The 25,908-nt window shown below is 73.0% G+C and carries 24 protein-coding genes; 15 read left to right on the forward strand and 9 right to left on the reverse strand.

From position 1 onward, the window contains the following. Positions 1 to 6: 6 nt before the first annotated feature. Both CNX65_RS09080 and CNX65_RS09085 read right to left on the reverse strand, forming a co-directional pair. Positions 7 to 342, reverse strand: a complete 336-nt coding sequence (locus CNX65_RS09080; RefSeq protein ID WP_096492372.1) for an STAS domain-containing protein — start codon at positions 340 to 342, stop codon at positions 7 to 9. Positions 343 to 467: 125 nt separating this feature from the next. After that, positions 468 to 1,460 carry a C40 family peptidase gene (locus tag CNX65_RS09085; protein ID WP_096492373.1) on the reverse strand — a complete coding sequence of 331 codons (993 nt, stop codon included), beginning with the start codon at positions 1,458 to 1,460 and terminating at the stop codon, positions 468 to 470. 565 nt (positions 1,461 to 2,025) lie between these two features. Between CNX65_RS09085 and CNX65_RS35210 the strand changes: the two genes are divergently transcribed. From CNX65_RS35210 to CNX65_RS09095, 3 genes are all read left to right on the forward strand, one after another. Further along, positions 2,026 to 2,235 carry a hypothetical protein gene (locus tag CNX65_RS35210; protein WP_157767557.1) on the forward strand — a complete coding sequence of 70 codons (210 nt, stop codon included), beginning with the start codon at positions 2,026 to 2,028 and terminating at the stop codon, positions 2,233 to 2,235. A gap of 182 nt (positions 2,236 to 2,417) precedes the next feature. Further along, positions 2,418 to 3,650 (forward strand): lytic polysaccharide monooxygenase, encoded by a 1,233-nt coding sequence (locus CNX65_RS09090; protein ID WP_232519766.1) that lies wholly within the window; start codon positions 2,418 to 2,420, stop codon positions 3,648 to 3,650. Continuing rightward, positions 3,635 to 4,192, forward strand: a complete 558-nt coding sequence (locus CNX65_RS09095) for a hypothetical protein (protein ID WP_157767558.1) — start codon at positions 3,635 to 3,637, stop codon at positions 4,190 to 4,192. Before CNX65_RS09090 ends, CNX65_RS09095 begins: the two co-directional genes overlap by 16 nt. 10 nt (positions 4,193 to 4,202) lie before the next feature. Here the strand turns inward: CNX65_RS09095 and CNX65_RS09100 are convergent, their stop codons facing one another. Continuing rightward, entirely contained in the window at positions 4,203 to 5,246 is a 1,044-nt protein-coding gene (locus CNX65_RS09100; protein WP_096492376.1) for a LacI family DNA-binding transcriptional regulator, read from the reverse strand. 267 nt (positions 5,247 to 5,513) lie between these two features. On the opposite strand from CNX65_RS09100, the gene CNX65_RS09105 reads away from it, so the two are divergent. From CNX65_RS09105 to CNX65_RS09115, 3 genes are all read left to right on the forward strand, one after another. Next, on the forward strand, positions 5,514 to 6,578 hold the full coding sequence (locus tag CNX65_RS09105; protein WP_096492377.1) for a LacI family DNA-binding transcriptional regulator: 1,065 nt from the start codon (positions 5,514 to 5,516) through the stop codon (positions 6,576 to 6,578). 40 nt (positions 6,579 to 6,618) lie between these two features. Then, complete coding sequence (locus CNX65_RS09110; RefSeq protein WP_096492378.1) at positions 6,619 to 8,934, forward strand: beta-xylosidase/alpha-l-arabinosidase; 2,316 nt, start codon at positions 6,619 to 6,621, stop codon at positions 8,932 to 8,934. 125 nt (positions 8,935 to 9,059) lie between these two features. Beyond that, positions 9,060 to 10,004 (forward strand): hypothetical protein, encoded by a 945-nt coding sequence (locus CNX65_RS09115; RefSeq protein WP_096492379.1) that lies wholly within the window; start codon positions 9,060 to 9,062, stop codon positions 10,002 to 10,004. A 418-nt stretch (positions 10,005 to 10,422) separates the two neighbouring features. Here the strand turns inward: CNX65_RS09115 and CNX65_RS09120 are convergent, their stop codons facing one another. Beyond that, complete coding sequence (locus tag CNX65_RS09120; RefSeq protein WP_096492380.1) at positions 10,423 to 11,385, reverse strand: acetylxylan esterase; 963 nt, start codon at positions 11,383 to 11,385, stop codon at positions 10,423 to 10,425. A gap of 570 nt (positions 11,386 to 11,955) precedes the next feature. On the opposite strand from CNX65_RS09120, the gene CNX65_RS09125 reads away from it, so the two are divergent. From CNX65_RS09125 to CNX65_RS09140, 4 genes are all read left to right on the forward strand, one after another. Next, entirely contained in the window at positions 11,956 to 12,330 is a 375-nt protein-coding gene (locus tag CNX65_RS09125) for a hypothetical protein (protein WP_096492381.1), read from the forward strand. 245 nt (positions 12,331 to 12,575) lie between these two features. Then, positions 12,576 to 14,219, forward strand: coding sequence for a cellulase family glycosylhydrolase (locus CNX65_RS09130; RefSeq protein WP_096492382.1), 1,644 nt, complete (start codon positions 12,576 to 12,578; stop codon positions 14,217 to 14,219). Between the two features lie 11 nt (positions 14,220 to 14,230). After that, positions 14,231 to 15,367 carry a GDSL-type esterase/lipase family protein gene (locus tag CNX65_RS09135; RefSeq protein WP_096492383.1) on the forward strand — a complete coding sequence of 379 codons (1,137 nt, stop codon included), beginning with the start codon at positions 14,231 to 14,233 and terminating at the stop codon, positions 15,365 to 15,367. A 164-nt stretch (positions 15,368 to 15,531) separates the two neighbouring features. After that, positions 15,532 to 15,933: a YciI family protein gene (locus tag CNX65_RS09140; protein ID WP_096492384.1), complete on the forward strand. Its 402-nt coding sequence runs from the start codon at positions 15,532 to 15,534 to the stop codon at positions 15,931 to 15,933. A gap of 298 nt (positions 15,934 to 16,231) precedes the next feature. On the opposite strand, the gene CNX65_RS09145 is transcribed toward CNX65_RS09140, so the two are convergent. After that, complete coding sequence (locus CNX65_RS09145) at positions 16,232 to 16,411, reverse strand: DUF397 domain-containing protein (RefSeq protein ID WP_015800671.1); 180 nt, start codon at positions 16,409 to 16,411, stop codon at positions 16,232 to 16,234. A gap of 24 nt (positions 16,412 to 16,435) precedes the next feature. Beyond that, entirely contained in the window at positions 16,436 to 17,290 is an 855-nt protein-coding gene (locus CNX65_RS09150) for a helix-turn-helix domain-containing protein (RefSeq protein WP_096492385.1), read from the reverse strand. 187 nt (positions 17,291 to 17,477) lie between these two features. Here CNX65_RS09150 and CNX65_RS09155 point away from each other — a divergent pair, with 187 nt between their 5' ends. After that, the gene (locus CNX65_RS09155; RefSeq protein ID WP_096497692.1) at positions 17,478 to 17,711 is read left to right on the forward strand and encodes a zinc finger protein; all 234 of its coding nucleotides are present in this window, start codon (positions 17,478 to 17,480) and stop codon (positions 17,709 to 17,711) included. After that, positions 17,708 to 18,580, forward strand: a complete 873-nt coding sequence (locus CNX65_RS09160) for a helix-turn-helix domain-containing protein (protein WP_096492386.1) — start codon at positions 17,708 to 17,710, stop codon at positions 18,578 to 18,580. The genes CNX65_RS09155 and CNX65_RS09160 overlap by 4 nt, the downstream gene beginning before the upstream one ends. Before the next feature lie 44 nt (positions 18,581 to 18,624). On the opposite strand, the gene CNX65_RS36030 is transcribed toward CNX65_RS09160, so the two are convergent. Further along, on the reverse strand, positions 18,625 to 18,978 hold the full coding sequence (locus CNX65_RS36030) for a hypothetical protein (protein WP_096492387.1): 354 nt from the start codon (positions 18,976 to 18,978) through the stop codon (positions 18,625 to 18,627). Positions 18,979 to 19,179: 201 nt separating this feature from the next. After that, on the reverse strand, positions 19,180 to 19,527 hold the full coding sequence (locus CNX65_RS09170; RefSeq protein WP_096492388.1) for a hypothetical protein: 348 nt from the start codon (positions 19,525 to 19,527) through the stop codon (positions 19,180 to 19,182). 405 nt (positions 19,528 to 19,932) lie between these two features. Between CNX65_RS09170 and CNX65_RS09175 the strand changes: the two genes are divergently transcribed. The 3 genes from CNX65_RS09175 (at position 19,933) to CNX65_RS09185 (ending at position 24,565) form a co-directional block, all read left to right on the forward strand. Next, complete coding sequence (locus CNX65_RS09175; protein ID WP_096492389.1) at positions 19,933 to 21,492, forward strand: NAD(P)-binding domain-containing protein; 1,560 nt, start codon at positions 19,933 to 19,935, stop codon at positions 21,490 to 21,492. A 288-nt stretch (positions 21,493 to 21,780) separates the two neighbouring features. Then, positions 21,781 to 23,505, forward strand: a complete 1,725-nt coding sequence (locus CNX65_RS09180; RefSeq protein WP_232519767.1) for an alkaline phosphatase — start codon at positions 21,781 to 21,783, stop codon at positions 23,503 to 23,505. Between the two features lie 97 nt (positions 23,506 to 23,602). Further along, positions 23,603 to 24,565 carry a COG1470 family protein gene (locus tag CNX65_RS09185; RefSeq protein WP_096492390.1) on the forward strand — a complete coding sequence of 321 codons (963 nt, stop codon included), beginning with the start codon at positions 23,603 to 23,605 and terminating at the stop codon, positions 24,563 to 24,565. 63 nt (positions 24,566 to 24,628) lie between these two features. Here the strand turns inward: CNX65_RS09185 and CNX65_RS09190 are convergent, their stop codons facing one another. Beyond that, positions 24,629 to 25,600, reverse strand: coding sequence for a LacI family DNA-binding transcriptional regulator (locus tag CNX65_RS09190; protein WP_096492391.1), 972 nt, complete (start codon positions 25,598 to 25,600; stop codon positions 24,629 to 24,631). Between the last annotated feature and the right edge of the window lie 308 nt (positions 25,601 to 25,908).

The raw sequence follows: 25,908 nt of genomic DNA on the forward strand, positions 1-25,908 counted from the left end.
CCGCGCTCAGGACGCCTCGGACGACAGCGGCGTGATCGTGAAGAACCGGTGCAGCCCGGTCAGCGCCAGCGAGCGCAGCACCGGGCAGCCCGCCAGCAGCTCCAGCCGCGCCCCGCGCGCCTCGCACGCCGCCCGCAGCTCCAGCAGCGCGTTGATCCCCGACGCGGGCAGCAGCCGCACCCCGCCCAGGTCCAGCACCATCCGCCCACCGGGGGGCGGCAGCCGGTCGCGGGCGTAGTCGCGGAACGCGGGCGCCGTGGCGATGTCCAGCTCGCCCACGACCCTGACCAGCACCGAGTCCGGTTGGCTCGTGGTCGCGGACAGCTCGACCGAATCACTCATGGGGGCACCTCGGCAACCTGATCGTGCGACTACGACGAGGCTGTTCGCTCAACCAGAGGCACACCTTAGGGGGTGCGGTCCGGTGATCGCCAAACGGACCGGGACCGCACCCCGCGCGCCGGGGCTCAGCCCTCGACGCGCCTGATCACGCTGATCGGACCGATCGAGTCGATGTCCGCGATCTTCACCGGCACGCCCTCGGTGGACGCGTGCACCGCGCGCACCCCGTCGACCGCCATCGCCACGTGCGACTGGCTGGAGTAGTAGACGATGATGTCGCCCGCCTTGACCTCGCTGCGCGACACCGAACGCCCCACGGTGGCCTGGCCGTAGCTGGTGCGCGGCACGGACACGCCCGCCTGGCGGTACGCGGCCTGGATCAGGCTGGAGCAGTCCCACGAGTTCGGGCCGTTCGAGCCGTACACGTACGGCTTGCCGCGCTGCGCCAGCGCGAACGCCAGCGCCGTCCCCGCCGTGCCCGCGGGCACGTTCACGGTGCTGGTGTCGCCGATGCTGGCCAGCTTGCTCTTCTGCGCGGCGCTGAGCGAGCGGTACTGCTCGCGGGCCTCGCCGACCTGCTTGTCCAGGTCGTTCTTGCGGTTCGCGATGTCCTCGGCGGCCTTGCGGGCGCCCTCGGTGGCCTCGCTGGCGCGCTTCTGCGCGTCGTCCGCCTGCACGACGGCGTCGGACAGGCCCTGGATCGACTCCGAGTTCGCGGACGCCAGCACCTCCAGCGCGGTCGCGCGGTTGAGGAAGTCCTGCTGCGAGTCGCTGACCAGCAGCGCGGACAGCTGGTTGAACCGGGCGCCCTCGAACGAGGCCTCGGTCAGCGCGTCCACGTCGCCGCGGTGCGACTCCTCGGCGCTCTTGGCGTTCTGCAGGTCGCCGTTGGCCTTGTCGAGGTCGCCCTGCTTGGCCTTCAGGTCCTCCTGGGCCTTGAGGTGCTCGTCGTTCAGCCGGCCTGCCTCGGTGGAGAGGTCGTTGTACTTCTTGAGCGCGTCCTCGGCGCTGCCGGGCTGCGCGGAGGCCTGGGTCAGCGGCAGGCCGGTGACCAGAACGGCGGCGGCGGTCGTCGCCAGTGCCGCGCGGATGGTGCGCTGTGCGGGTCGTGACGCCACGTTCGAGTGGTCCTCTCTCAGCCTGCATGTCACCCGAATGGGTTAAAGCTTTAGGTCTCGGCCAGGTTACGGACCGGACCGGCCTGCGTCTACAGGGGGTTGGCTGTCGGGACGCTGTCACTCTTCGGCATCGAAGTCACCTGGCGGAAGGGTGATGCCGTCGGCCTGGAGGTTTCCGGTGATGCCACTGCGTGATCACCGCCGGGGACCGGCGAACGGTGGATCTGGTCACATCGCCACCGCCACCGCCACCGCCACCGCCACCGCCACCGCGGCCGAGTGCCGACGCCGGTGGAGCGGGACCTGACGCCCGCCGGGCCCGGACCGGGGCGCGTCGGGCAGGAGTCGGCCTCCGGCGGGTCCGGACCGGCCCCTGTCGAGCCCGAACCGGGGCGCGCGGACCCGAACCGGCCCTCGGTGGACCCGAACCGGCCCTCGGTAGACCCGGACCGGCCCCCACCGAGCCCGAGTTCACCCCCCGTGGAGCGGGACCTGGTCGACCACGTCGTGCGCGGCGAGGTGCTGGACCTGGCCGGTCGCGGGTCGGGAGGCGGTCCTGGGAGGGGTGCGCGGTCTCCGCGCGGGTGGTCCGCGACATCGTCCCGGCAGGCTCGCGCCGAGCCCCGCCCCGCACGGCCTGCGGTTGCACGGCGTGCGCGTCACCGGCAGGCTCGACCTGGAGAACGCCACCGGAGCCGTCCCGGTCGACCTGCCCGGTTCACCGGGGCGGTGCGCAAGGCCCGAGCGCAAGGGCCCGTGTCGATCCAGACTCTGACGGAGCGCGCCCGTTCGGTGACGTTCCGCTGAAATCCCCTGTTGACGGAGTTCCCGCACGAGTGCGATCGTGTGACTGGGAGCGCTCCCAGTCAGCACCCAGATCACCGGCGATCTGAAGGAGACACCTTGCGACCCAGGCGATTAGGAGCACTGGCTGTTGCCGTGCTCGCGGTGGTCGGTGTGACCACCGTCCTCGGCACCAGTGGAACGGCGCTGGCGCACGGCTCTATGACCTACCCCGGCAGCCGCACCTACCACTGCTACGAGGACGGCCGCACCAACGGGAACGGCGACCTCAACCCCGCCAACCCGGCCTGCGCCGCAGCCGTCGCCCTCGGCGGCAAGCAACCGCTGTGGGACTGGTTCGGCAACCTCATCAGCCAGGCGGGCGGCAAGCACCGCGAGATCATCGCCGACGGCGACCTGTGCGGCCCCACCGCCAAGTACGACGCCTACAACCTGCCCCGCGCGGACTGGCCCGTCACGAACCTGCGCGCGGGCGCGCCCATCACCTTCCGCTACAACGCGTGGGCCCCGCACCCCGGCACCTGGGACCAGTACGTCACCAAGGACGGCTTCGACGTCACGAAGCCGCTGAAGTGGTCCGACCTGGAGCCCGCCCCGTTCGACTCGGTCCTGAACCCGCCGCTCGCCAACGGCGAGTACGCGTGGAACGCGACCCTGCCGAACAAGACCGGCCGCCACATCATCTACTCGATCTGGCAGCGCACGGACAGCCCCGAGGCGTTCTACAGCTGCTCCGACGTGGTGTTCAGCGGCGGCAGCAGCGGTGACACCCAGGCGCCCACCGCGCCCGGAACGCCCACGGCCACCGCGACCAGCAGCTCGGTCGCGCTGAGCTGGGGCGCGGCCACCGACAACACCGGCGTCACCGGCTACCAGGTGTACCGCGAGGCGGGCGCCAACGACGCGCTCGTGGCCACCACCACGACCACCTCGGCGACCGTCACCGGCCTGACCGCGAGCACCGCGTACGAGTTCTACGTGGTCGCCCGCGACGCGGCGGGCAACACCTCGCCCCCGTCGTCGGCGGTCAGCGTCACCACCACCGGTGGCGGCGGCACGCCGGGTGGAACCTGCTCGGTCACCTACACCACCCCCAGCGTGTGGTCCGGCGGCTTCACCGCGAACGTCGCGGTCAAGAACACCGGCGCCTCCGCGGTGAGCGCCTGGCAGCTGGCCTGGGACGTGCCCTCGGGCGAGTCGATCACCTCGGCCTGGTCCGCGGAGGTCGTCGTGTCCGGTGGGAAGGCCACCGCCAAGGGCGTGAGCTGGAACTCCAGCATCGCCCCCGGCGCCACGGTGAGCTTCGGCTTCAACGGCACGGCCGGCGGCAACCCGGCCAAGCCCGCCGCGTTCACCCTCGGCGGCGCGACGTGCGCCTCGGCGTGACGCTCGTGGGCGCGGCGATCGCGGGCTCGGCACTGGTGGGGACGACGGCGTGCACCGCGCCGTCGGACTCGCCGGTGCTGGGCACCGGGTCGCTGGGCCCGCAGCTGACCAGCACGACCGAGGTCGCCGACTGGGTGCGCGAGCGCACCGGGGAGTGCGAGGCCCCGGAGGCGCGCACGATCGCCGAGTTCGCGGAGTTCGTCGGCCCGCTGCGGGCCGACCTGTACGCGCCCTTCGTGGCGGAGTGGGGGACCTGCGCGGTCGAGCCGTACGAGCGGCTCGGTCTCGTGGTGTTCCACCGGGAGCGGATGGCCGACTTCCAGCGCGCGTGGCAGCGGGCGGTGGAGGAGGAGAAGGTCTCCGGGGACCCGGATTTCGGCTTCGGCAACGGCTTCGCCCTCAGCGGGACGCTGGGGTTGGAGTCGTTGGGGCTGCACCACCTTAGGTGCGGTCCGGTGGAGGGCCAGGACCTCGGGCACGTGCTGCCCGCGGACGTCGAGGGCTGCGTGTACTCGCGGCCCGAGGGCCACCACCACGGATGAGGCGTCCCGCCTAGCGCGGCCGTGCGGTGCTCTGCCGCACGACGAGGGACGTGGCGAGCTCGATTCGGCGGTGTTCGGGCTCGTCACCCCTTGCCAGCGTGATGGCGAGACGGGTGCCCGCCGCGGCCATGTCCTGCAAGGGCTGGCGGACAGTGGTCAGCGGCGGGCCCACCCACTGGGCGACCGGCAGGTCGTCGAACCCGACGACGCTCAGGTCGTCGGGGATCCTGAGCCCGGCGGCGCGGGCGGCCTCGTAGACGCCCAGCGCCTGCAGGTCGCTGCCCGCGAACACGGCCGTGGGCGGGTCGGGCAGCTCCAGCAGCGGCGCGAACTGGGCGCGGCCGGACTCGACGTGGAAGTCGCCGTACCGGATCAGCTCGGGGTCCACCCGCAGGCCCGCGGTCTCCAGGGCGGCGCGGTAGCCGTCGACGCGGGCGCGGCTGCACAGCACCCGCTCGGGGCCGCCGATCATGGCGATGCGGCGGTGGCCGAGCTCGATCAGGTGCCGGGTGGCGGTGAGGCCGCCGTTCCAGTTGGTCGCGCCGATCGACGGCGTGTCCAGGTCCGGCTCGCCGATCGGGTCGACCACCACGACCGGGATGTCCCTGGCGCGCAGCTTGGCCAACTGCTGGCCGGTCAGGTCGGAGAAGACGCTGATCACCGCGAGCGGGCGGCGCGCGATGACGCCCTCCAGCCAGCCGTGGCCGGGGGTGGGGCGGCCCTGCGACTCGGACAGCACGAGCGCGAGCCCGCTGTCGGAGGCGACCTGCTCCGCGCCCCGGATGATCTCCAGCGCCCAGGCGCTCTCCAGCTCGTGGAACATCAGCTCCACCAGGTTGGACCGCCGGGAGCGCTCGTCGGCGCGCCGCTGGTAGCCGTGCCTGCGGATGATCTCCTCGACCCGCTCGCGGGTGGTGGCGGCGACGTCGGCGCGGCCGTTCATCACCTTTGAAACTGTCGGGACCGACACGCCGGCCTCGGCGGCGATGTCCGCGATCGTCACCTTGCCCGAAGCGGTGCTGCCCGAGGACGACGACTCGGCTTTGGTCGGCATGGCCGCAGTCTACGGCAGGTCACGGGTGGTTTCCCCGGTTCGCGGACTCCCGGCGGCAGTCCTGCGGGGACGGTCGAAAAAATCGGCAAAACCGCAAAAAGTGTCGGCCCTGCTCGGTGGGGAGGTCCGTCCGAAACATTCGTTGGCGAAGGACACTAGGGTTGTTGCTTCCCGGTGTCAAGCAGGCAAAAGCCGTGGTCAATGGCGTGCTGAACAGGTCAAATGCCTGCCCTTGTGTTTCGAGATGGTTTCGATACTATCGGTCACATGCGTCGAGCCACACTGGCCACCATCGCCGCAGCCGCCGGGGTGTCCCTGCCGACGGTCTCCAAGGTGCTGAACGGCAAGGACGACGTCGGCGCCGAGACCAGGGCGCGCGTGCGCAGGCTGCTCGACGAGTACGACTACGTCCCCGTCGGCGCCCGGCGCGCCGCCTCGGGGGCGCTGGTGGACCTGGTGTTCACCGCGCTGGAGAGCCCGTGGGCGGTCGAGGTCATCCGGGGGGTGGTCGACTCCGGGCTGCACGTCGTGGTCTCCTCCACCGGGCTGTCCGGAGCCGGGGCCGGGGGCGGGGCCGGGGCAGGCGCCGGTCAGTCGGGCGCAGGTCCCCTGGGCGCGGGCCAGTCCGGCGCGCCCCGCGAGAGCTGGGCCGCCCGCCTGGTCGAGGCCCGCCGCGCGGGCGCGCTCGTCGTCACCTCCCGCCTCACCCAGGCCGACCGCCGCCTGCTCGCCGCCTCCCGCGTCCCCGTCGTCGTCATCGACCCGGTCGACCTGCCCCCGCCCGACGTGCCCAGCGTCGGAGCCGCCAACTGGGCGGGCGGCCTCGCCGCCACCGAGCACCTCCTCGAACTGGGCCACCGCCGCATCGCCGCCATCGGCGGGCCGCCCGGACTGCTGTGCAGCCGCGCCCGCGTCGACGGCTACCGCGCCGCCCTCGACCGCGCGGGCATCGGCGTCGACCCCGCCCTGGTCAGGCACGGCGACTTCCGGCACGGCGGCGGCCTGCGCGCCGCCACCGAGCTGCTCGCCCTGCCCGACCCGCCCACCGCCGTGTTCGCGGGCAACGACGAGCAGGCGCTCGGCGTCATCGAGGCCGCCCGCGTGGCGGGCCTGCCGGTCCCGGAGGCGCTGAGCGTCGTCGGCTTCGACGACCTGCCCGTCGCGGTGTGGTCGTCGCCCGCGCTCACCACGGTGCGCCAGCCGCTGGCCGAGATGGGCAGGCACGCGGGCCGGATGCTCGCCGACCTGGTCGCGGGCCGCCCCCTGGGCGCCCAGCGGGTCGAGCTGGCCACCGAACTCGTCGTCCGCGCCTCGACCGGGGCGCGTCGGTGAACGACAGCCCGCGACCACGCGGGCGGGTGGAGGAGAAGCGGTGCACGTGAACACCTGGGCGGACCCAGCCCGGCCGGTCGCCGAGCGGGTCGCCGCGCTGCTGGCCGAGCTGACCCTGGAGGAGAAGCTCGCGCAGCTGGTGGGGGTGTGGGTGGGCGCGTCGAGCGACGGGGCCGAGGTCGCCCCGGCGCAGCACGACTTCGCCGAGCCGCTGCCGCCGTGGGACGAGCTGACCAAGCCGGGCCTCGGCCAGCTCACCCGCGTCTTCGGCACCGGACCGGTCGACCCGCTGCTCGGCGCGCGGTCGCTGGCCGAGACCCAGCGCAGGCTCGTCGCGGGCAGCCGCTTCGGCGTGCCCGCCATGGCGCACGAGGAGTGCCTGGCCGGGTTCACCGCCTGGCAGGCCACCGTGTTCCCGGTGCCGCTGGCCTGGGGCGCGAGCTTCGACCCCGACTCGGTGCGGGCCATGGCCGAGGGCATCGGCGGGCAGCTGCGCGACGTCGGCGTGCACCAGGGCCTCGCGCCCGTGCTCGACGTGACCCGCGACTACCGGTGGGGCCGGGTCGAGGAGACCATCGGCGAGGACCCGTACCTGGTCGGCCTGATCGGCGCCGCCTACGTGCGCGGCCTGGAGTCGACCGGCGTCGTGGCCACGCTCAAGCACTTCGCCGGCTACTCGGCCTCGCGCGGCGGGCGCAACCACGCGCCGGTGGCGATCGGGGCGCGCGAGTTCGCCGACGTGGTGCTCGTGCCGTTCGAGATGGCGCTGCGCGAGGGCGGGGCGCGCTCGGTCATGCACTCCTACGCCGACGTGGACGGCGTGCCGCCCGCCTCGGACCGGGCGCTGCTGACCGGGCTGCTGCGGGAGCGGTGGGGGTTCACCGGGACGGTGGTGGCCGACTACTTCGGCGTGTCGTTCCTGGAGACCGCGCACGGCGTCGCGGACTCGCCGGGGGCCGCCGCCGCCCTGGCGCTGGCGGCGGGCGTGGACGTGGAGCTGCCGAGCGTGCGCTGCTACGGCGAGCCGCTGGCCGCCTTGGTGCGCGCGGGCGAGGTGCCCGTGGAGCACGTCGACACCGCCGTGACGCGGGTGCTCACCCAGAAGTGCGAGCTGGGGCTGCTCGACGCCGACTGGAGGCCCGAGTCGCCCGCCGTGCTGCGCGACGAGCCCGTCGACCTGGACCCGCCGCACCTGCGCGCGCTGTCCCGCACGATCGCCGAGCGCTCCGTGGTGCTGCTGCGCAACGACGGGGTGCTGCCGCTGGCCGGGCCGTCCCGGATCGCCGTGGTCGGGCCGTGCGCGGACGACCTGCTCGCGCTGATGGGCTGCTACTCGTTCGCCAACCACGTGGGCGTGCAGCACCCGGACGTGCCGCTGGGCGTGGAGATGGCCACGGCCGCGCAGGCGGTGCGCGCCGAGTTCCCCGACGCCGAGGTGGTGACCGCGCCGGGCTGCGAGGTCAGCGGGCCGGACCGGTCCGGGTTCGCCGAGGCGGTGCGGGTGGCCTCCGGGGCCGACGTGGTGCTCGCGGTGCTGGGGGACCGGTCCGGGCTGTTCGGGCGCGGCACCTCCGGCGAGGGGTGCGACGCGGAGGACCTGGAGCTGCCAGGGGTGCAGGGGGAGTTGCTCACCGAGCTGCTGGACTGCGGGCGACCGGTGGTGCTGGTCCTGCTCACCGGGCGCCCCTACGCGCTCGGGCCCGCGACGGATCGGGCGGCTGCGATCGTGCAGGCGTTCTTCCCCGGCGAGGAGGGCGCGGGCGCGGTCGCGGGCGTGCTCAGCGGGCGGGTGAACCCGTCCGGGAAGCTGCCCGTGCAGGTCCCGCGCGGACCGGCCGGGCAGCCGTCGACCTACCTGCGGCCCCAGCTCGGCGGGCCGAGCTCGATCAGCTCGGCCGACCCGACGCCGCTGTTCCCGTTCGGGCACGGGCTGTCGTACACGGGCTTCGAGCTGAGCGGGTTCGACGCGGCCGAGGAGTTCGAGACCGAGCTGGTGGTCTCGCTGGAGGTCGCCAACACCGGCGCGGTCGCGGGCGCCGAGGTGGTGCAGCTGTACCTGCACGACCCGGTCGCCTCGGTGGTGCGCCCGCAGCGGCAGCTCGTCGGGTTCGCGCGGGTGGAGCTGGAACCGGGCCAGGTGGCGCGCGTGGCGTTCCGGGTGCACGCCGACCGGACCTCGTTCACCGGGCGGGACGGGGTGCGGATCGTCGAGCCGGGGGAGCTGCGGTTGCTGGTCGGGTGCTCCAGCGAGGACGTGCGCTGGGAGCACCCGGTGCGGCTGCTCGGCGAGACCAGGGTCGTCGGCCACGACCGGGTGCTGGTGACCCCGGTCGAGGTCGAGGTGGTGAGCGGCTGACCGCTCGCTCCCCTGGACGGGCCGCGCGGGAACCTGGCGGTGGACCCGCGCGGCCCCCTGGGCGGGATGAGGTTCACCCGTTTGGGTAGCCTCGTCGCCCGGTCGGGCTGGTTGGGGTGGGATGCATGGCTGACGGGGCGCGCGGCGCGCTCGCGCTCGCCCGGATGACGGAGTCGTTCACCCAGGACCGGTTGCTGGACAGCGCCGGGTTCATCGGCGAGGCGCTGCTGCGCGGGCACCGGCTCGACCTGGCGCGGTTGCAGGAGTTGCACCGCAGCCGGTTGCTGGTGCCGCTGTACCGGGTCGTTCCCGGTCCTCCCGACGAGGGGCGGCGGGTGGACGTGCTGCCGGACGGGCACCTGGACCGGCGGCGGGAGATGCGCGCGGCGGTGCGCGAAGGGCGGTTGCGGGACTGCGCCGACGAGGTCGAGGATCAGCCGCACGAGTGGGTGGGCGGCGGGCGCGGGCCTTGGTGGAACGGGTTCCTGTACTCGTCGTGGCAGTTGTTGGACCTGCACGAGGTGGAGCGCGAGCACCGCACCTGGCGGGCGGGGGTTGATCGGACGCCCCGGTTGCTGCACCTGCGGCGCAGGCGGGCTCTGGTGCTGTGCGCGCTCTCGGCCCGGTACCTGCCGGGGGTGCTCGGGAGCGAGGGCGTGCTCGGGAGCGAGGGCGTGGACGGGGCCGGTGATTCGGTGGAGTTGGCGGAGCTGCTGGCCGCCGCGCCGGTCCGGGCGCACGACCTGCGGCAGTTCGCCGAGGATTTGCTGTGGGAGGCCCGGCGCGACCCGCTGCGCCGCTGGTTGCCGCTGCTGCGGCACTCCGACCACCGGGCGTGGAGCGAGCTGCGCGGCGAGGCCTTGGACTGCTTGTGGCTGCGGGTGGCCGCCGAGGTGCTGCTGCTGGCGCACGAGGAGTTGGCGGGGCGCGGGGTGGTCGAGCCGCTGCCGGAGGTCGGGGTGGACGTCGGGGCGGGCACCGGGGCGGACCGCTGGCAACCGCTCAGCGACCGGTTGGGGGCGGGGCGCGAGCCGTTGGGGGACGTGCTCAAGCGGTTCGGGTTGCTGTGACCGGGAGTGGGTGGGCAAGTGCTGAAGATCAAGATCAAGAGCAAGATCAAGATCAAGATCAAGAGCTGAAGGGCACGCCTCGCCGGCGGGGCAGACCTCCAAAAAAGAGGGGGACGGGCTCTGCCGGCCGGTGACCGTTGGTGCTCGGTGCCGGTTTACCACTGCGGTGGGCGGGGTCCCTCTTCTCCGTTTGGCCTCCTTTCAGGCAAGCACAGGCGTCAAGACGCCGTTTGACCAGGCGGTCTGCCGCATGGTGCGGCGGCGTCTTGACACCTGCGCTCGGGCTTCGCCAGGCCAAACGGAGAAGAGGGACGCGGGAGTGGGGCTGCGTGGGCTCGCTGCGCTCGCCCCGCAGCCCGCGCTGCGCTCGCCCCGCAGCCCGCGCTGCGCTCGCCCTGCAGCCCGCGCTGCTCGACGGTCAGAGGTGCTCGCGGAGGTGCTTCAGCTTCACCTCGTCGTGCGTCCTCGGCACGGCGTGGCCGCTGAACGGGAACACCTCGATCCGCTTCGGGGCGGTGATCTCGTTGTAGGCGGCGAACACCGTCGACGGGGGGCACACCTCGTCCATCAGGCCGGCGCTCAGCAGGCTCGTCGCGGTGATGCGCCTGGCCAGCAGGGCCGCGTCCACGTAGCGCAGGGTGTCGCGGGCCTGGTCGACCAGCGCGACGTTGTGCGACAGGAAGTTCGCGATCTCCGCGTACGGGTCCGCGCCGGTCAGGGTGATGGCCCGCTGGAAGTCGCACAGGAACGGCACGTCCGCGTGGCACACCTTGACCTTGGTCGGGTTCAGGGCCGCCGCGGCCAGTGCCAGGCCGCCGCCCTGGCTGGCGCCCAGCACGGCGATGCGCTCCGGGTCCACGCCGTCCAGCCCGGCCGCGACGTCCACCGCGAGCGCGGCGTCGGTCATCAGGCGGGTGTAGTAGTAGCCCTCGGGGGAGTCGATGCCGCGCGTCATGAAACCGGGGTGCGACGGGCCCGACGGGGCCGAGTCGGGGGTCGCGCCGGTGGTCCACCTGCCGCCCTGGCCCCTGGTGTCCACCACGAGGACGCCGTAACCGGCCGCCGCCAGCCAGGCGTGCTCGGTGGGCGTGCCCCTGCCGCCGCCGTAGCCGATGAACACCACGGCCGTGGGCAGCGGGCCGTCGCTCGCGGGGCGCAGGTGCCAGGCGCGGACGCGGTCGCCCAGCGCGCCGGAGAACTCGACGTCCAGCACGCTCAGCGGGCCGTACGCGGACTCCTCGTGCGGCGTGGTCGTCACCGGCTTCGCCAGCGCCCTGGCGTCGGCCAGGCGCTCGGCCCACCAGGCGTCCAGGCCGGTCGGCTCCTGGGTCGGGGTCCGGTACTGCGCCAGCTCCGCCTCGGGCAGGTCGAACCACGGCATCGGCGGTCTCCACTCACTCGTCGTAGGGCGGTTCGACCACCCTAGCCCCGCGCCCGGCGGGGTCGGCGGGACCGACTTCGCGATCACCGCGCGCCCGAACCGGGCCGCGCGCCGCCCTGCGGCTTCCCGCACCCGCGCCCGCGCGGGCGGTAACGGGGTGCACGTGCGAATTCCCGCTCAGCGGAAGTAGCGCCCCAAGTCCGGGAGGCGGCGCGTCGTCGCTCTCGGTCACGGGGTGGCCGCGCGGTGGAAACCCGCGGGGAAACCGCTTCGGCCGCACCGCCGAGGCCCCCGCTGGTCGACCCGGACGATCCGGGGTTCTGCCAACCGGTCCGACGCGCCCCGCGCGGGCTGATGGCCCCGCGCCCGGCCCCCTCGCGCCGGACCGGGCCGCCGTCGCTCGACGTGATCACCCGGAAATCGTTGGTCCCCCGTGGGAAAACCCCGCCGAACCGGCTCGCGGCGCCCCGGCCCGAACCCCTGAACCGGTGCGGAACCGGTAACGCGGGGCGATCGGGCGCCGACGCCCACGGCGTGAACCGAACAGGTGTTGCCCTTGCCCTGGGCGCGTTGGCGCTCGTCGGCGGCTGCGCCCAGGAGGCGCCGCCGTCACCCTCGCCGAGGGCGGTCGGCGTCGTGGCGAGCACGACCACGACCCCGCGCCCCTCCGGGTTGCCACCCGCCCCCGACGACGCGACCACGCGGGCCTACATCACCGCGCTCGACGTCATCGACCCCCGGATCACCGGCGGCAAGACCGACAAGGCCGTCCTCAAGGGCCGCGAGCTGTGCGTGGACGTGCCCGTCATGGGCAACGACCAGGTCCGCCTGACCGCGCTGGTGCGCGAGCGCTTCAGCCCGCCGAACGACCCCGAGGCGCTCGACAGCCGGACCGCTGCCTCGGTGCTCTCCGTGGTGCGCGAGCACCTCTGCCCCGACTACTGACCGACCCCGCCCGGCACGCCGCCGCCGGGCGAGCACCCCCGCGCCACCCGCGACCTCACCGAGGCAGCGGGTTTTTCCCGTGCGCACAAGGGTTCCCGTTGCGCCGATCCGCCCAGCCGACCCCGGAACCGGCTGATTGACACTTGATCGGTTCATTGCTTGGCTCGGACCGAGCCGTCCTCGCCGCCGCGCGCTCGCACCACCAGCTCGCACGTCAACGCCGACACCACGCGAGGTCACCCACCATGCGCACCCGAATCGCGCTCGCGGCTGCCGCGGCGCTCCTGCTCTCCGCCTTCACCGCCCCACCACCCACTCCCGCCGAAGCCGCCCCCGCCGCCGCCCCCTCGGCCGCCGCAACCGGTTTCACCATCAGCGGCGGGAGGTTGCTGGACGCCAACGGGAACGACTTCGTCCTGCGCGGCGTCAACCACGCCCACACCTGGTACCCCACCCGCACCCGCCAGGCGCTCGCCGACGTCAAGGCGCTGGGGGCCAACTCGGTCCGGGTCGTGCTCGCCAGCGGCGACCGCTGGACCCGCAACGACGCCGCCGACGTCGCGGACGTCATCGCCCAGTGCAAGGCCAACCGGCTGATCTGCGTGCTGGAGGTGCACGACACCACCGGCTACGGCGAGCAGAGCGGCGCGATCCCGCTGTCCAAGGCGGTCGATTACTGGGTGGGCGTCAAGAGCGCGCTCGTCGGCCAGGAGAAGTACGCGATCCTCAACATCGGCAACGAGCCCCACGGCAACACCGGGTACGCGGCGTGGACCGCCGACACCCGCTCGGCCCTGACCAGGCTGCGCGCCGAGGGCTTCACGCACACGATCATGGTGGACGCGCCGAACTGGGGCCAGGACTGGGCGTTCACCATGCGCGACAACGCGGCCTCGGTGTTCGCCGCCGACCCGCAGCGCAACACGATCTTCTCGATCCACATGTACGGCGTGTTCGACACCGCCGCCGAGGTCGACGACTACCTCGGGCGGTTCGTCGCGGCGGGCCTGCCCATCGCGGTCGGCGAGTTCGGCGACATGCACTCGGACGGCGACCCGGACGAGGACGCCATCTTCGCCGCGGCGCAGCGGTTGCGGCTCGGGTACCTCGCCTGGTCGTGGAGCGGCAACGGCGGCGGCGTCGAGTACCTGGACCTCGCGGTGAACTTCAACGCCGCGCAGCTGAGCGCGTGGGGGCAGCGGACCTTCAACGGCGCCAACGGGATCAAGGCCACCTCGCGCGAGGCCAGCGTGTACGGCGGCGGTGGCGGCGACACCCAGGCGCCGACCGCGCCCGGCACGCCCACCGCGTCGTCGGTCACCTCCTCCGGTGCGGTGCTGGGCTGGTCCGCGTCCACCGACAACGTCGGCGTCACCGGCTACGACGTGGTCCGGGTCAGCGGGAGCACCGAGACCGCGCTCGCCTCCTCGGCGACCACCTCCGCCACCCTGACCGGCCTGACCGCCGCCACCGCGCACACCCTCGCGGTGTACGCGCGCGACGCCGCGGGCAACCGCTCCGCCCGCTCCGGCACGGTCGTGGTCACCACGCTCCCCGGCAGCCCCGTCGGCCCCTGCGCCGTCACCTACCGCATCACCGGCCAGTGGACCGGCGGCTTCCAGGGCGAGGTGAAGATCGCCAACACCGGCACGGCCGCGGTGAGGGGCTGGGTGCTGCGCTGGACGTGGCCCGGCGCGCAGACCGTCAGCAGCATGTGGGGTGGCACGCCCACCCAGTCCGGTGCGAACCTGAGCGTGGCCAACGCCCCCTACACCGCCGACATCCCGGCGGGCGGCTCGGTCAGCGTCGGCTTCACCGGCAGCGTCACCGGCGCGAACGCCGCGCCCACCGCGTTCACCCTCAACGGCGCGTCGTGCGCCACCGCGTGAGGAGGCCCGAGATGACCAGACCCGATGCGGTCCGGCCCGATGCGGTTCGGCCCGGAACGGCCCGCAGGGCCGCGCTGGCCGCCCTGCTCTCCGCGCTGACCCTGCTGTGCGGCTTCCTGATCACGGTCCCCGCCTCGCAGGCCGCCGCAGCCGCGCCCGTGCGCATCATGCCGCTCGGCGACTCCATCACCGGCTCGCCCGGCTGCTGGCGCGCCCTGCTCGACGTCGACCTGAAGGCCGCAGGCTACACGAACATCGACTTCGTGGGCACGCTCCCGTCGCAGGGGTGCGGCATCCCCCACGACGGCGACAACGAGGGCCACGGCGGGCTCCTGGTCACCAACGTGGCCAGCCAGAACCAGCTCGTGCCGTGGTTGCAGGCCACCAGCCCCGACATCGTCGTGATGCACTTCGGCACCAACGACGTGTGGAGCAACATCGCGCCCGCGACGATCCTGGCGGCGTACGGCAAGCTCGTCGACCAGATGCGGGCGCAGAACCCGGCGATGCGCATCCTCATCGCCAAGCTCATCCCGATGGGCACCCCGCAGTGCGCCGACTGCGGGCAGCGCGTGGTGGCGTTCAACGCGGCGATCCAGCCGTGGGCGACGTCGAAGACCACGGCCGCCTCGCCGATCGTCGTGGTGGACCAGTGGACCGGGTTCGACACCGCCACCGACACCTACGACGGCGTGCACCCCAACGCCTCGGGCGACCGGAAGATCGCGAACCGGTGGTTCCCGGTGCTGCGGGACGCGCTCGGCGGCGTGCTGCCGACCACCACGACCGGCGGCACGACGACCACGACCGGCGGCGTCACCACGACCACCATCCCGCCGCCCACCGGCAGCTGCGCCGCGTCGGTGACCGTGGTGAACCGGTGGCAGGGCGGGTTCCAGGCCGACGTGGTCTTCCGCAACACCAGCACCGTCGCGTCCACGGCGTGGAGCGTGCGGTTCTCGCTGGGCAGCGGGATGAGCGTCGCGCAGGCGTGGAACGGGACGGCGACCACCAGCGGCTCGGTGGCGACCGTCGCGAACGCGGCGTGGAACGGCTCGGTGGCCCCCGCCGGTTCGGCGACGGCCGGGATCATCGTCAACGGCGACCCGACGTCCTGGACGCCGTCGGCGAGCTGCGTGAAGAGCTGACCCCTCCCGGAGCGCCCCCGGCCCCGTCCCCCCGTGCGGCGGCCGGGGGCGCTCCCGTTCGTGTGACACAGGTCACCTGGGTGGTGCGTGGAGAACGCGGCCCCGGCTCCGCCCCCGGTCACCGACGCCAGGATGGGCGTCGGACCGCTCACCCGGAGGACACCATGGCCAAGTTCCTGCTCCTGATGAACTACGGCGCGACCGCCACCTGCGACACCCCGATGCCCGAGTGGGACCCGGCGGACGTCGCGGCCCACATCGCGTTCCAGCGGCGCTTCGGCGGCGAGCTGGCCGCGCGAGGTGAGCTGGTCGACGCGCAGGGCCTCGCGCAGGCGGCGAAGGTCGTCGTCGCGACCGGCGACGGCGCGCCGGTGGTGGCGGACGGGCCGTTCCCCGAGGGCGGGGAGCTCATCGCCGGGTACTGGGTGGTGGACGTGGGGTCCGAGGCGCGGGCGCTGGAGATCGCCGCCCTGGCCTCCGCCGCGCCCGGCCCCGGCGGCGTGCCGCTCGGCCAGCCGATCCAGGTCAGGGCGGTGCTGGACGCCCCTGAACCGCAGGACGTGTGAGTCGGGACGGTGGGAGGTGTGAGTTGGGACGGTGGGATGGTGGGAGGTGTGAGTCGGGCCGCCGGGAGGCTGGAGGCGTGAGTCGGGCCGCCGGGACGGCAGGACGTGGAGTCGCGGCGCCGGGGCGTGCCTCGGGGGCTCGGGGCGCTGGTGCGGCGACCGGCGCGGCCGGGTGGCAGGCCGGGCCCTCGGTGCGTGGCACCGCACCGAGGGCGGTCAGGCGGCCTTTATTCGTGCATTCGCGGCAAGCGGGAGTGGTGGTGGACCCCCGGCGCGGCGAGCGCCGGGGGCGTGCGGGTCACGCGTTCTTCAGCGCCGTGACGAAGCCCGCGAACGCCTCGTGCCCGAAGCCCAGGACCGGGCCATCGGGGTTCTTGGAGTCGCGAACCAGCAGGTGGGCGCGGGTGTGCGCCAGTTCGACGCACTGCCCGCCGTTGCTCCCGCTGTAGCTCGACTTGCGCCAGGTGGAGTCCGCCATGGGGGCTGCACCGTCCTTCCTGATCTACAGTTCGTTCGCCACTGTAGCCAGGAGCGCGAGGCTCTTCGCGGGTGACAGGGCCGCTCCCACCACGTGCCGGAAGGCCGTTTCGTACTGCGCGACGTGCGACGGCTCGTCCAGCGACGACGCGGTCGTCAGGTTCTCCAGGTACACGGCGTTCGCCAGGTTGTCCGGGAACCGCAGGATCGTGAACGGGAAGCCGCTGGCCGTGTGCGCCCCCGCGCTGAACGGGATGACCTGCAGGGTGATGTTCTGCTGCCCCGCGAGCTTCTTCAGGTGCAGGAGCTGGTGCTTCATCAGCTCGGGGCTGCCGACCACGGTCCGGATCGCCGCCTCGTGCAGCACCACGTGCTGCCGCTGCGACGCCGCCGGGTCGATCATCCTGCTCTGCCGCACCTGCCTGGCCTGGACCAGCCGGTCGACCTCCACCTCCTCGTGGAGCGGGTTCGACTCCAGCAGCGACCTCGCGTAGTCGGGCGTCTGGAACTGGCCCGGAATCAGCTCGCCGTGGTACACGAGCACCTCCGTGGCGATCTGCTCCAGGTTGAAGAACTTCCGGAAGAAGTCCGGCAGCACCGACCCGTACGGCGTCCTCGGCGCCCGCTTGCGCGCCTGCCTGCCCAGCTCCTCGATGTGCTTGCGGGCCTGCTTGGTGGCGCCGTAGTGGTCCATCAGCGCGTTCAGCTCGGCGGCGCGCACGCTCACGTCGCCCGCCTCGATCCGCCGGATCTTCGCCACGGAGCACTCCAGCACCTTGGCGACCCGCTCCGCGGTGAACCCGGCGTCCTCGCGCATCGAGGCGAGCGCCAGCCCCAACTGTCGCTTGTAGACCGTCGGACTCGCGCCACTGCCCGGCATGAGGCCACCTCAGCTTCCCGGTACGAATGCGTTGTGCGGCATCAAGTGTGCCGCACAGCGGTGCATCTGCACCTCACCCAATTGTGTACTTCTCAACCTGCACGTGCACAGTTATTTTGGCGGTGGTCGCGCGGGCGCCGGAACGACCCGTGAACAGCGCAGAACTGGGGGTGGGCGGGTGTCGCGGATGTTCCGGTGGCTGCCGCACGACGGTCGGCGGCACGCGGTGAGCGCGCGGTTGGAGGTGCGGGACGCGGGGGAGACGCTGTGCGGGATCGAGCTGGTCGTGCCGTCCGCGCTGAAGTACCCCCAGTGGTGCTGGCCGACCTGCCGGGGGTGTGACCTGGCCTGGCGCGAGCACGAGGGCATCCAGCCCTACCCCCGGCCGGGGGGTCGGGGGACGCGGGGGAGCGGGAGATGACGAGGTTCGAGGAGTTCGTGCGGGACGAGTACGCGCGCGGGCGTTCGGTGCACGCGCTGACGACGCTCACCGGGCGCTCGGCCCGCTCGATCGGCAGGGTGTTGCAGGCTGGAGGGGATTCGATGCGCGGGATCGGGGAGCAGGGGGGCGGCGTGGTGGTCGGTTTCGGGGACGCGCGGTCGCTGCGGCTGTCGAAGCGGGAGGAGCTGGCGACGCTGCTGCACGCGTGCCGCGCCCACGCGCAGCTGTCGGGGCGAGTGGCGGGCGAGCGGGCGGGCATGAGCCAGTCGAAGGTGTCGAAGCTGGAGAACAGCCGGATCGTGCCGAAGGTCAGCGACGTGCTGCGGCTCGTGGAGGGCTACCAGGTGTCCGGCGAGGTGAAGGAGCGGGCGCTGCGCCTGGCCGAGCAGGTGGCGGAGGAGGAGAGGCGCCGCGAGGCCGTGCTGAACCGCACCGAGTCCCGCGCGCAGGCCCAGGTGGCGCGCGCCGAGCAGGCGGCCGAGGTGATCAAGGTCTACGCGGCGACGGCCGTGCCCGCCCTCCCGGCGGAGAACACCAGGACCCGCAGCGTCCACGTCGTCGTCCCGGAGGGCGTGGCCCGCTGCCCGCGCCAGGGCAACCGCATCCGGACGTCCGACGGCGGCAAGGTCCAGTTCGGCGTCCTGCCGTTCGCGTCCCTGGAGGCGGGCGCGGACACCGGGTTCCGGGTGCTGGACGACCGGATGGTGGTGGTGGAGCTGCTGTCGGGCAGCGTGGTGATCACGGACCGGGAGGACGTGCGGTCGCACGTGGCGTACTTCGACCGGATGCACGACCTGGCGCGGGTCGGGCGGGAGATGTGGGAGTTGATGGGGTGGAACTGCGCGTGAGCGCTGTTCACCGCGCCCAGGGGAAGGCGCGACGAACGCGGACGTCAGGATGCGGGGATCTTCGCTTCGACGGCCTTGGCGAAGCTGGTAGCCGCGTCACAGGACTGCTCCAGGGAATCGCCCGAGGTTGCCACGTCGAAACGCGAGCTCTCGGTGACTTCCATGGCCACAGCGCACGACGTGGTGGAGACTGCCTTCTCGATCAGCTTGGCCTTGCGGGAGCCGACCGTCATGTCGGAAACCTCCGCGTACGGCCCCTGGCCGGCTTTGGCAATACCGATGTCGGTGTGGTAGCTGATGTTCACCGCAACGCGGTTCGGGAGAAATCCCGCGCAAGCGGTGTCGCCGTCGGCCTCGATCTCAGTGATGTTCTGCGCGGACGCGACCTCGTTGAGCAAGGCGCACGTGTCGAAGTCGGCTAGCGAACCGCCATCTCCTCGTGCGGGTGAGCTGGAGGATGCGGGGACGCTGTTCCGGGGAGTGGCCGGGGATGGCGATCCCGCCGTTTCCGTCGAGCAACCCGTGAGCAGGAGCAAAACCGCTGAGATCAGCGTGCTCGTGACCGGTCGGCGCGACGATGCCGAGTTTTGCCGCATGATTCAGTAACTCCTGTGGGTCTGCTCGATTTCCTGCTCTACCCGGTCGTAGTTCTCGGCTGCCTTCTGCATCGCTTCTTTGGCTTCTCGCAGTGCCGTCTTCAGTTGGTCGATCGCGGGGACGAGCCCTATCGTGCCAGGGCCGCCAATGGCGTTCTCCAGGTTGTACTTCGCCATCGCTTGTGCGTCAGGGCTGGTGCCGAGCCGCACTTCCTCTTGAATTCGATGCAGATGCGCGTCGATCTTCTTCAGGTCGTCTTCCGCATCCTGGATGGCCTTGACGTACGCCTCTGCCCCAGGCTTGCTGATGGCAAATCCGCCCGAATCGGCGATCTGCTTCAGGCTCTGCATGTTCGACGTCAAGCTTTGGAGCGCTGCACCGCTCCAAGGGTTAGTCCCGTTCAACGCTCCTCCTTGATCAATACATCACCGCGGTCGTCAAGTGGCGGACCGCGCTGAACGGGTCGATCCTAAGAGACTCCGCAGGAAGTTCGGTCCTGAACCGCCCGTCTCGTGCGCTTTGCCTCTCTCGGTCCGCCCACCTGACCCGCCGGAACCCGAACCGGGCAACTCCTCGCTCACCCCACCCCCTGCCCCGGTGGCGCACGGCCAGTCCAACGATCCTCAGGGGCGATCCAGTCGTCCAGCGCCGCAGGCACGTGCCTCACCACCTGTGAAGTGCCCGCCCAGGTTGAACGCCCGCCGGCCCGCCGCCGTACCCCTCTCCGCAGCCGTCCACGCCGCGGAGGTCTTGTCGTGCCCGAGGTCGAGTACCTCATCGTCGGTGCCGGTCCCGCCGGGTTGCAGCTCGCGCACCTGCTCGACCGCGCCGGCCGGTCCTGTCGCGTGCTGGAGGCCGGGCCCGCGCCCGGCCAGTTCTTCCGCGCCTTCCCCCGGCACCGCAGGCTCCTGTCGGTCAACGAGGGCGGCTCCCCGGCGGGCGACCCCGAGCTGGACCTGCGTCGCGACGCGCACTCGCTGCTGTCCGACGGGCCCGCGCCGCGCTTCCCCGACCACAGCGCCGACCGCCTGCCGCACGCCGACGACCTCGCCCGCTACCTGGTGGAGTTCGCCCGCGCCACCGGCGTCGACGTCCGCTGCGACACCCGCGCGCTCTCGGTGACGCGCAGCGGGTTCGGCGGGTTCCGGCCGCGCTTCCGGGTGGTCGACCAGCACGGCGGCACGCACACCGCGCGGTGGCTGGTCGTGGCGACCGGGCTCGCCAAGCCGCACCTGCCGCCCATCCCCGGCATCGACCGCGTGGAGCACTACGGCGCCTACGACCCGGACCCGCGCGGGTTCGCCGGACAGCGGGTCCTGGTGGTGGGCAAGGGGAACTCGGCGTTCGAGGTCGCGAACAGCCTGGTGCGCACGGCGTCGGTGGTGCACGTGATCGGGCCCCGGCCCGCGCGGGTGGCGTGGCGGGCGGGGGACGTGCGCGCGGTGAACGCGGAGTTCCTGGACGCGGCCCGGTTCGGCGTCGGCACCGCGCTGCTGGACGGGTCGGTGCTGGACATCCGGGCCGACGACGACAGCGGCCCCGGCGCGTGCCCCGGCGCGGACGGTCCCGCCCCGGACGCCGCGAGCGGCGGCCTCGGCGGTTACACGGTCACCGTCGCGCTCCGGCACACCGACGGCGCCACCAGGGCGATCCGCTACGACCGGGTCGTCGTCGCGACCGGTTTCCGCTTCGACACCACCATCTTCGGCGACGGCGCCCGCCCCGCCCCCGCCCCCGACGACCGCTTCCCGGCGCTGACCGCCGAGTGGGAGTCGACCTCCGTGCCCGGCCTGCACTTCGCGGGCGCGCTCATGCGCGACGCCGACGACCACTCGTCCACCGGCGACATCCACGGCTTCCGGTACGCGGTGCGCGCGCTGGCCAGGGTGCTGGAGCGCAAGAACCACGGCGTGCCGTGGCCGTCGACCGAGGTGCCCGCCGACGACCTGGCCCCCGCCGTCCTGGCGCGGGTGAACCGGAGCTCCGCGCTGTGGCACCAGCGCGCCCGGCTGGCCGACGTCGTCGTTCCGGGCGGCGCGACCGCGCGCTACCTGGAGGAGGTGCCGGTGGACCTGGTCGCCGAGCACGCCCCCGACTGCCTCGCCATCACCCTGGAGCACGTCGCCGACCACGCCGCCGACCACGCGGACCCCGACGTGCCCGCCCCGCTGCGCCCGGTGGTGCGCAGGTTCCGGGGCGGCGAGGTGGTCGCCGAGCACCGCGTCGCCGCCGACCCGGAGCACACCTGGACCGACCCGGACCGGCACCTCGCGCCGCTGCGCGCCTTCCTGTCGCGACAACCGGTGATCGCCTGATCACCGAGCACCCACGGCCAACGGCGGACAACCGCGCCTTGCCGAGAGTTTTGCTCCCAGTACTCCACCGCTTGGTGATCGCTTTACCTTCCGGGCGAAGCGTGTGGTCCGGCCCGGTCACGACCGGCGCCACCACAGCGCATCCACACGGAACGAGGAAGCAATGGGCGGAGTGCTCAAGCGCACTCGGAAGCTCGCCGTCACCGGCACGGCCCTGGGCGTCGCATTCGCCTCGGCGCCCGCCGGTGTCGCGTCGGCGCGGAGACCACCGCGCCGAAGAACATCATCGTGCTCATCTCGGACGGCGCGGGCTACAACCAGTTCGACGCCGCCAACCTGTACGAGCACGGGCAGAGCCTCAACCAGGTCGCGGTGGACCCCGCGACCGGAGCCGTGCGGCGCGTCCCCGGCGTGCCCAGCCAGGTCTACGAGACCTTCCCCGTGCAGGTCGCGCAGAGCCACTACTCGGCGAACGGCCGCGCGTCCTACACCCCCGAGCAGGCCTGGGGCTCGTTCGACTGGGTCGCCTCCGGCGCCACCGACTCCGCCGCCGCGGCGACCGCGCTCGGCACCGGCGTCAAGACCACCAACGGCGTCATCGGCTTCGACCCGGCGGGCCGGAAGCTGCTGACCGTGGGCGAGCAGGCCAAGGAGGTCGGCAAGAAGGTCGGCGTCGTCACCTCGGTGCCGTTCAACCACGCCACCCCGGCGGGCTTCATCGCCCACAACGCCGACCGCAACGACTACCAGGGCCTCGCGACCGAGATGATCGACAGCGGCGCCGACGTCATCATGGGTGGCGGGCACCCGAACTACACCGACGCGCACACCAGCCGCGCGTCCAACTGGACCTGGATCTCGCAGCACGACTTCCAGCGGGTCAGCGGTGGCGGCACCGACTTCTCCTACGTCGAGACCCGCTCCGCCTTCGAGGCGCTGGCCACCGCGACCGAGGTCCCGGAGAAGGTGTTCGGCCTGGCGCAGGTCGCCGAGACCCTCCAGTACAACCGGCCGGGCCTGGGCAACAACACGGTCGCGCCGGGCACCGACGCCCGCAACGACGTCGCGTCCCTGGACGTGATGGCCAAGGGCGCGCTGAACGTGCTGGAGAAGGACGAGGACGGCTTCTTCCTGATGGTCGAGGGCGGCGCCGTCGACTGGGCGGGCCACGCCAACCAGACCACGCGCCTGGTGGAGGAGCAGGTCGAGTTCAACCGCTCCGTCGAGGCCGTCACCGACTGGGTCGAGCGCAACAGCAGCTGGGACGAGACCCTGGTCGTCGTCACCGCCGACCACGAGACCGGCTACCTCGCGGGCCCCGGCGCCAAGCCGGCCTGGACCCCGATGACCGGCGCCAAGGGCGAGCTGCCGCAGGTGTCGTGGCACTCCGGTGGCCACACCAACGCCCTGGTCCCCCTCTACGCCAAGGGCGCGGGCGCGGACGTGCTGAACGCGCGCGCCGACAAGTGGGACACCGTGCGCGGCGCGTACCTGGACAACACCGCCGTCGGCGAGACCGTGTTCGACCTGCTGGGCCACGCCCCGGCCTCGGCCGGCTCGGCCGTCGCGCTGGAGGCCTCCGTGCCGCTGCCCAGCACCGCCGGTGACCTGAGCATGACCGTCGCCGACAGCGGCGTCGTCCGGTTCGAGGGCGCGTCGCGCTCGCAGACCGGCGCGCTGCCGCAGGTCACCGTGACCGACACCCGCAACGAGGTGCAGGCGCGCGGCCAGGGCTGGACCGTCTCCGGCGCCGCAGGTGAGTTCGTCGCGGGCAACCGGAGGTTCGGCGCCGAGAACCTGGGCTGGACCCCGAAGGTCGTCAGCTCCGACTCGAACGCCGCCGCCGGTCCCGAGGCCGTCCTGGACGCGCCCGCCGCGCTGGCCGACACCAACCGCGTCAGCCGCTACGGCACCACCGTCGTGGGCGCCGACCTCGGCCTGACCGTGCCGGACGAGGCCCGCGGCGGTCGCTACGGCAGCGAGATCACCCTGACGCTGTTCGCCAAGGACTGATTTCCCGTTGTGGTGGGGCGGGGCCCTCGTCCCGGGGTCCCGCCCCGCTCTTTCCGTTGACGTGAAGCGCTTTTCCCGGATGTTGAGGAGGGGACCCGTGTCGTCCCACCGTCGTCTGCTCGGTTCCCTGCTGGTGGCGGGCTCCCTGCTGGCCGCCGCGCCCCCGGCGTCCGCCGCGCCCGTGCGGTGGAGCGTCGGCCCCACGGACGGCCGGGTGTCCCTGCGGCACGTGGCCGAGCCGGGAAGCACGGCCAGGGACTCCATCACGGTGCGGAACCTGGGGGCCGAGCCCGCCGACTTCGTGGTGTCCGCCGGGGACGGGGTGCTGGGGCAGAACGGGGCGTTCGACATCGCGGCGGGGACGCCGGTCGACTCGGGGAAGTGGATCTCCGTCGGCGGTCTCGACGGCGGGCGGCTCACCCTGGGCGCCGGCGAGCGGCGCGACCTGCCGGTGGTGGTGGCGGTCCCGGCGGACGCGACGCCGGGCGACCACCCGGCGGGGATCGTGGTGGGCGTGTCGGGGACCGAGGACGGCGTCCGGGTGCAGCGCCGGATCGGGGTGCGGGTGCACCTGCAGGTGTCGGGGGAGCTGACGCCCGCGCTGGAGGTGCGCGCGGTGACGGCGGACTTCAGCCCGTCGTGGGTCCCCTTCGCGGACGGGGTGCTGAAGGTGACCTACGAGGTGGTGAACACGGGCAACGCGCGCCTGGGCGCGGCGGCGACCGCCGACGTGGCGGGGCCGTTCGGGCTGCTGGCGCGGCGCGGCGGGGACGAGGTGGACGAGCTGCTGCCGGGGGACAGCGCGACGCGGGCGTTCGAGGTGGCTGCGCCGTCGCTGTTCCGGGCCTCCGGCGAGCTGAGCGTGGTCGGCGTGGCGGTGGGGGAGGACCGGGTGACCGCGCCCGCCGCGATCAGCCGGGGGTACTCGGTGCTCGCGGTGTCGTGGAGCGGTGTGGCGGTGCTGGTGCTCGTGGTGGCGGGCGCGGCGCTGCTCCTGGTGCGCCGCAAGCGGAACCGCGCGAGCGGGACGTCCGGGCCCGCGGTCGCCGCGACCGCCTGACGCGCGGGACCGCGCACCGCGCCGGGTCGCACGACCGGCGCGGCCCCGTCGTTCGCGGGCGGCTCAGCCCGACGTCCCCCGCACCGTCAACCTCGGCTCCAGCAGCGTCAGCGACGGTTGCGCGCCGGGCCGGTCGCGCAGGTGGGACAGCAGTTCCACCGCCTGCCTGCCCAGCTCCACCGCCGGGATGTGCACCGACGTCACCGCCGGTCCCACCCGCTCCGCCAGGTCGTCCGGGCACAGCGCGACCACCGACACGTCGTCCGGAATGCGCTTTCCCAGAGTTCGCAGCCCGGCCAGCACCGCCGGGAGCGCGCTCTCGTTGTGCACCACCAGACCCGTCGTCGCCGGGGGCAGCTCGGTCAGCGTGCGCAGCACGTCCGGTTCGGTCGCCAGGGTCGTCACGGACACCCCGCGCCGCATCGCCGCCGCGCTGAACCCGGCGACCGTGCGGTGCGCGAACGCGGTTTCCCTGCGGTACACCGGTTTCGGCGAGCCGAGCAGGGCGACCGAGCGGTGGCCCAGGTCGGCCAGGTGATCCAGGCACAGCGCGCCCGCGGCGGTGAAGTCCAGGTCCACGCAGGTCAACCCGGTGGGGTCCACGGGGAAGCCGATGAGGACCGACGGGCGTCTGAGCTCCTGCAGCACGGCCAGCCGCTCGTCGTGCATCTCCACGTCCATGACCAGCACGCCGTCGACCCTGCGCTGCTCCAGCACCGCCCGCAGCTCCTCCGGGCCCTCGTCCGCCGTCACCAGCAGCACGTCCAACCCGTGGCCCCGCGCGGCTTCCGCGATCGCGCCGACGAAGCGCATCACCACCGGCAGGTCCATGCCCGCGCGCAGCGGCAGCGCCAGCGCGATCACGTCGGTCCGCTCGGCGCGCGCGGCGGGGATGAGGGAGTAGCCGAGCGTGCGCACGCTCTCCTCCACCTTCGCGCGCGTCCCGGCGGAGATGGACCTCTTGCCCGACAAGGCGTATGACACGGTGCTCGGCGCGACGCCAGCGTGCGCCGCCACCTCGGCGATCGTGACCAACGCACCCTCCTAGTACCTCACTGTACGGAGTGCCCTGATTGCCGCAGGTTACGTGCTGCCGCACTCCTGCGGAAGCCCCCGGCCCCGGCGCGGGGCCGGGGGCCGCTGCGCCGTTCGGATCACCGGTACCGGGGCGTGTCGTCGAATTCGAGTCGAATTCGTCGAACAACGCGCGAGCTGTGTCGAACGGTGGGTGAACGGGGTTACGCCGTTGACGTGCGGCGGACATTTTCGTAATACTTTGTTCGCACTTCTGGAAAGCGTTCACGGATATGAACCGGACAGGTTGAGGAAGGCGCTTTCGCAAT

It is taken from the genome of Actinosynnema pretiosum (genome assembly GCF_002354875.1).
Lineage (GTDB): Bacteria > Actinomycetota > Actinomycetes > Mycobacteriales > Pseudonocardiaceae > Actinosynnema > Actinosynnema auranticum.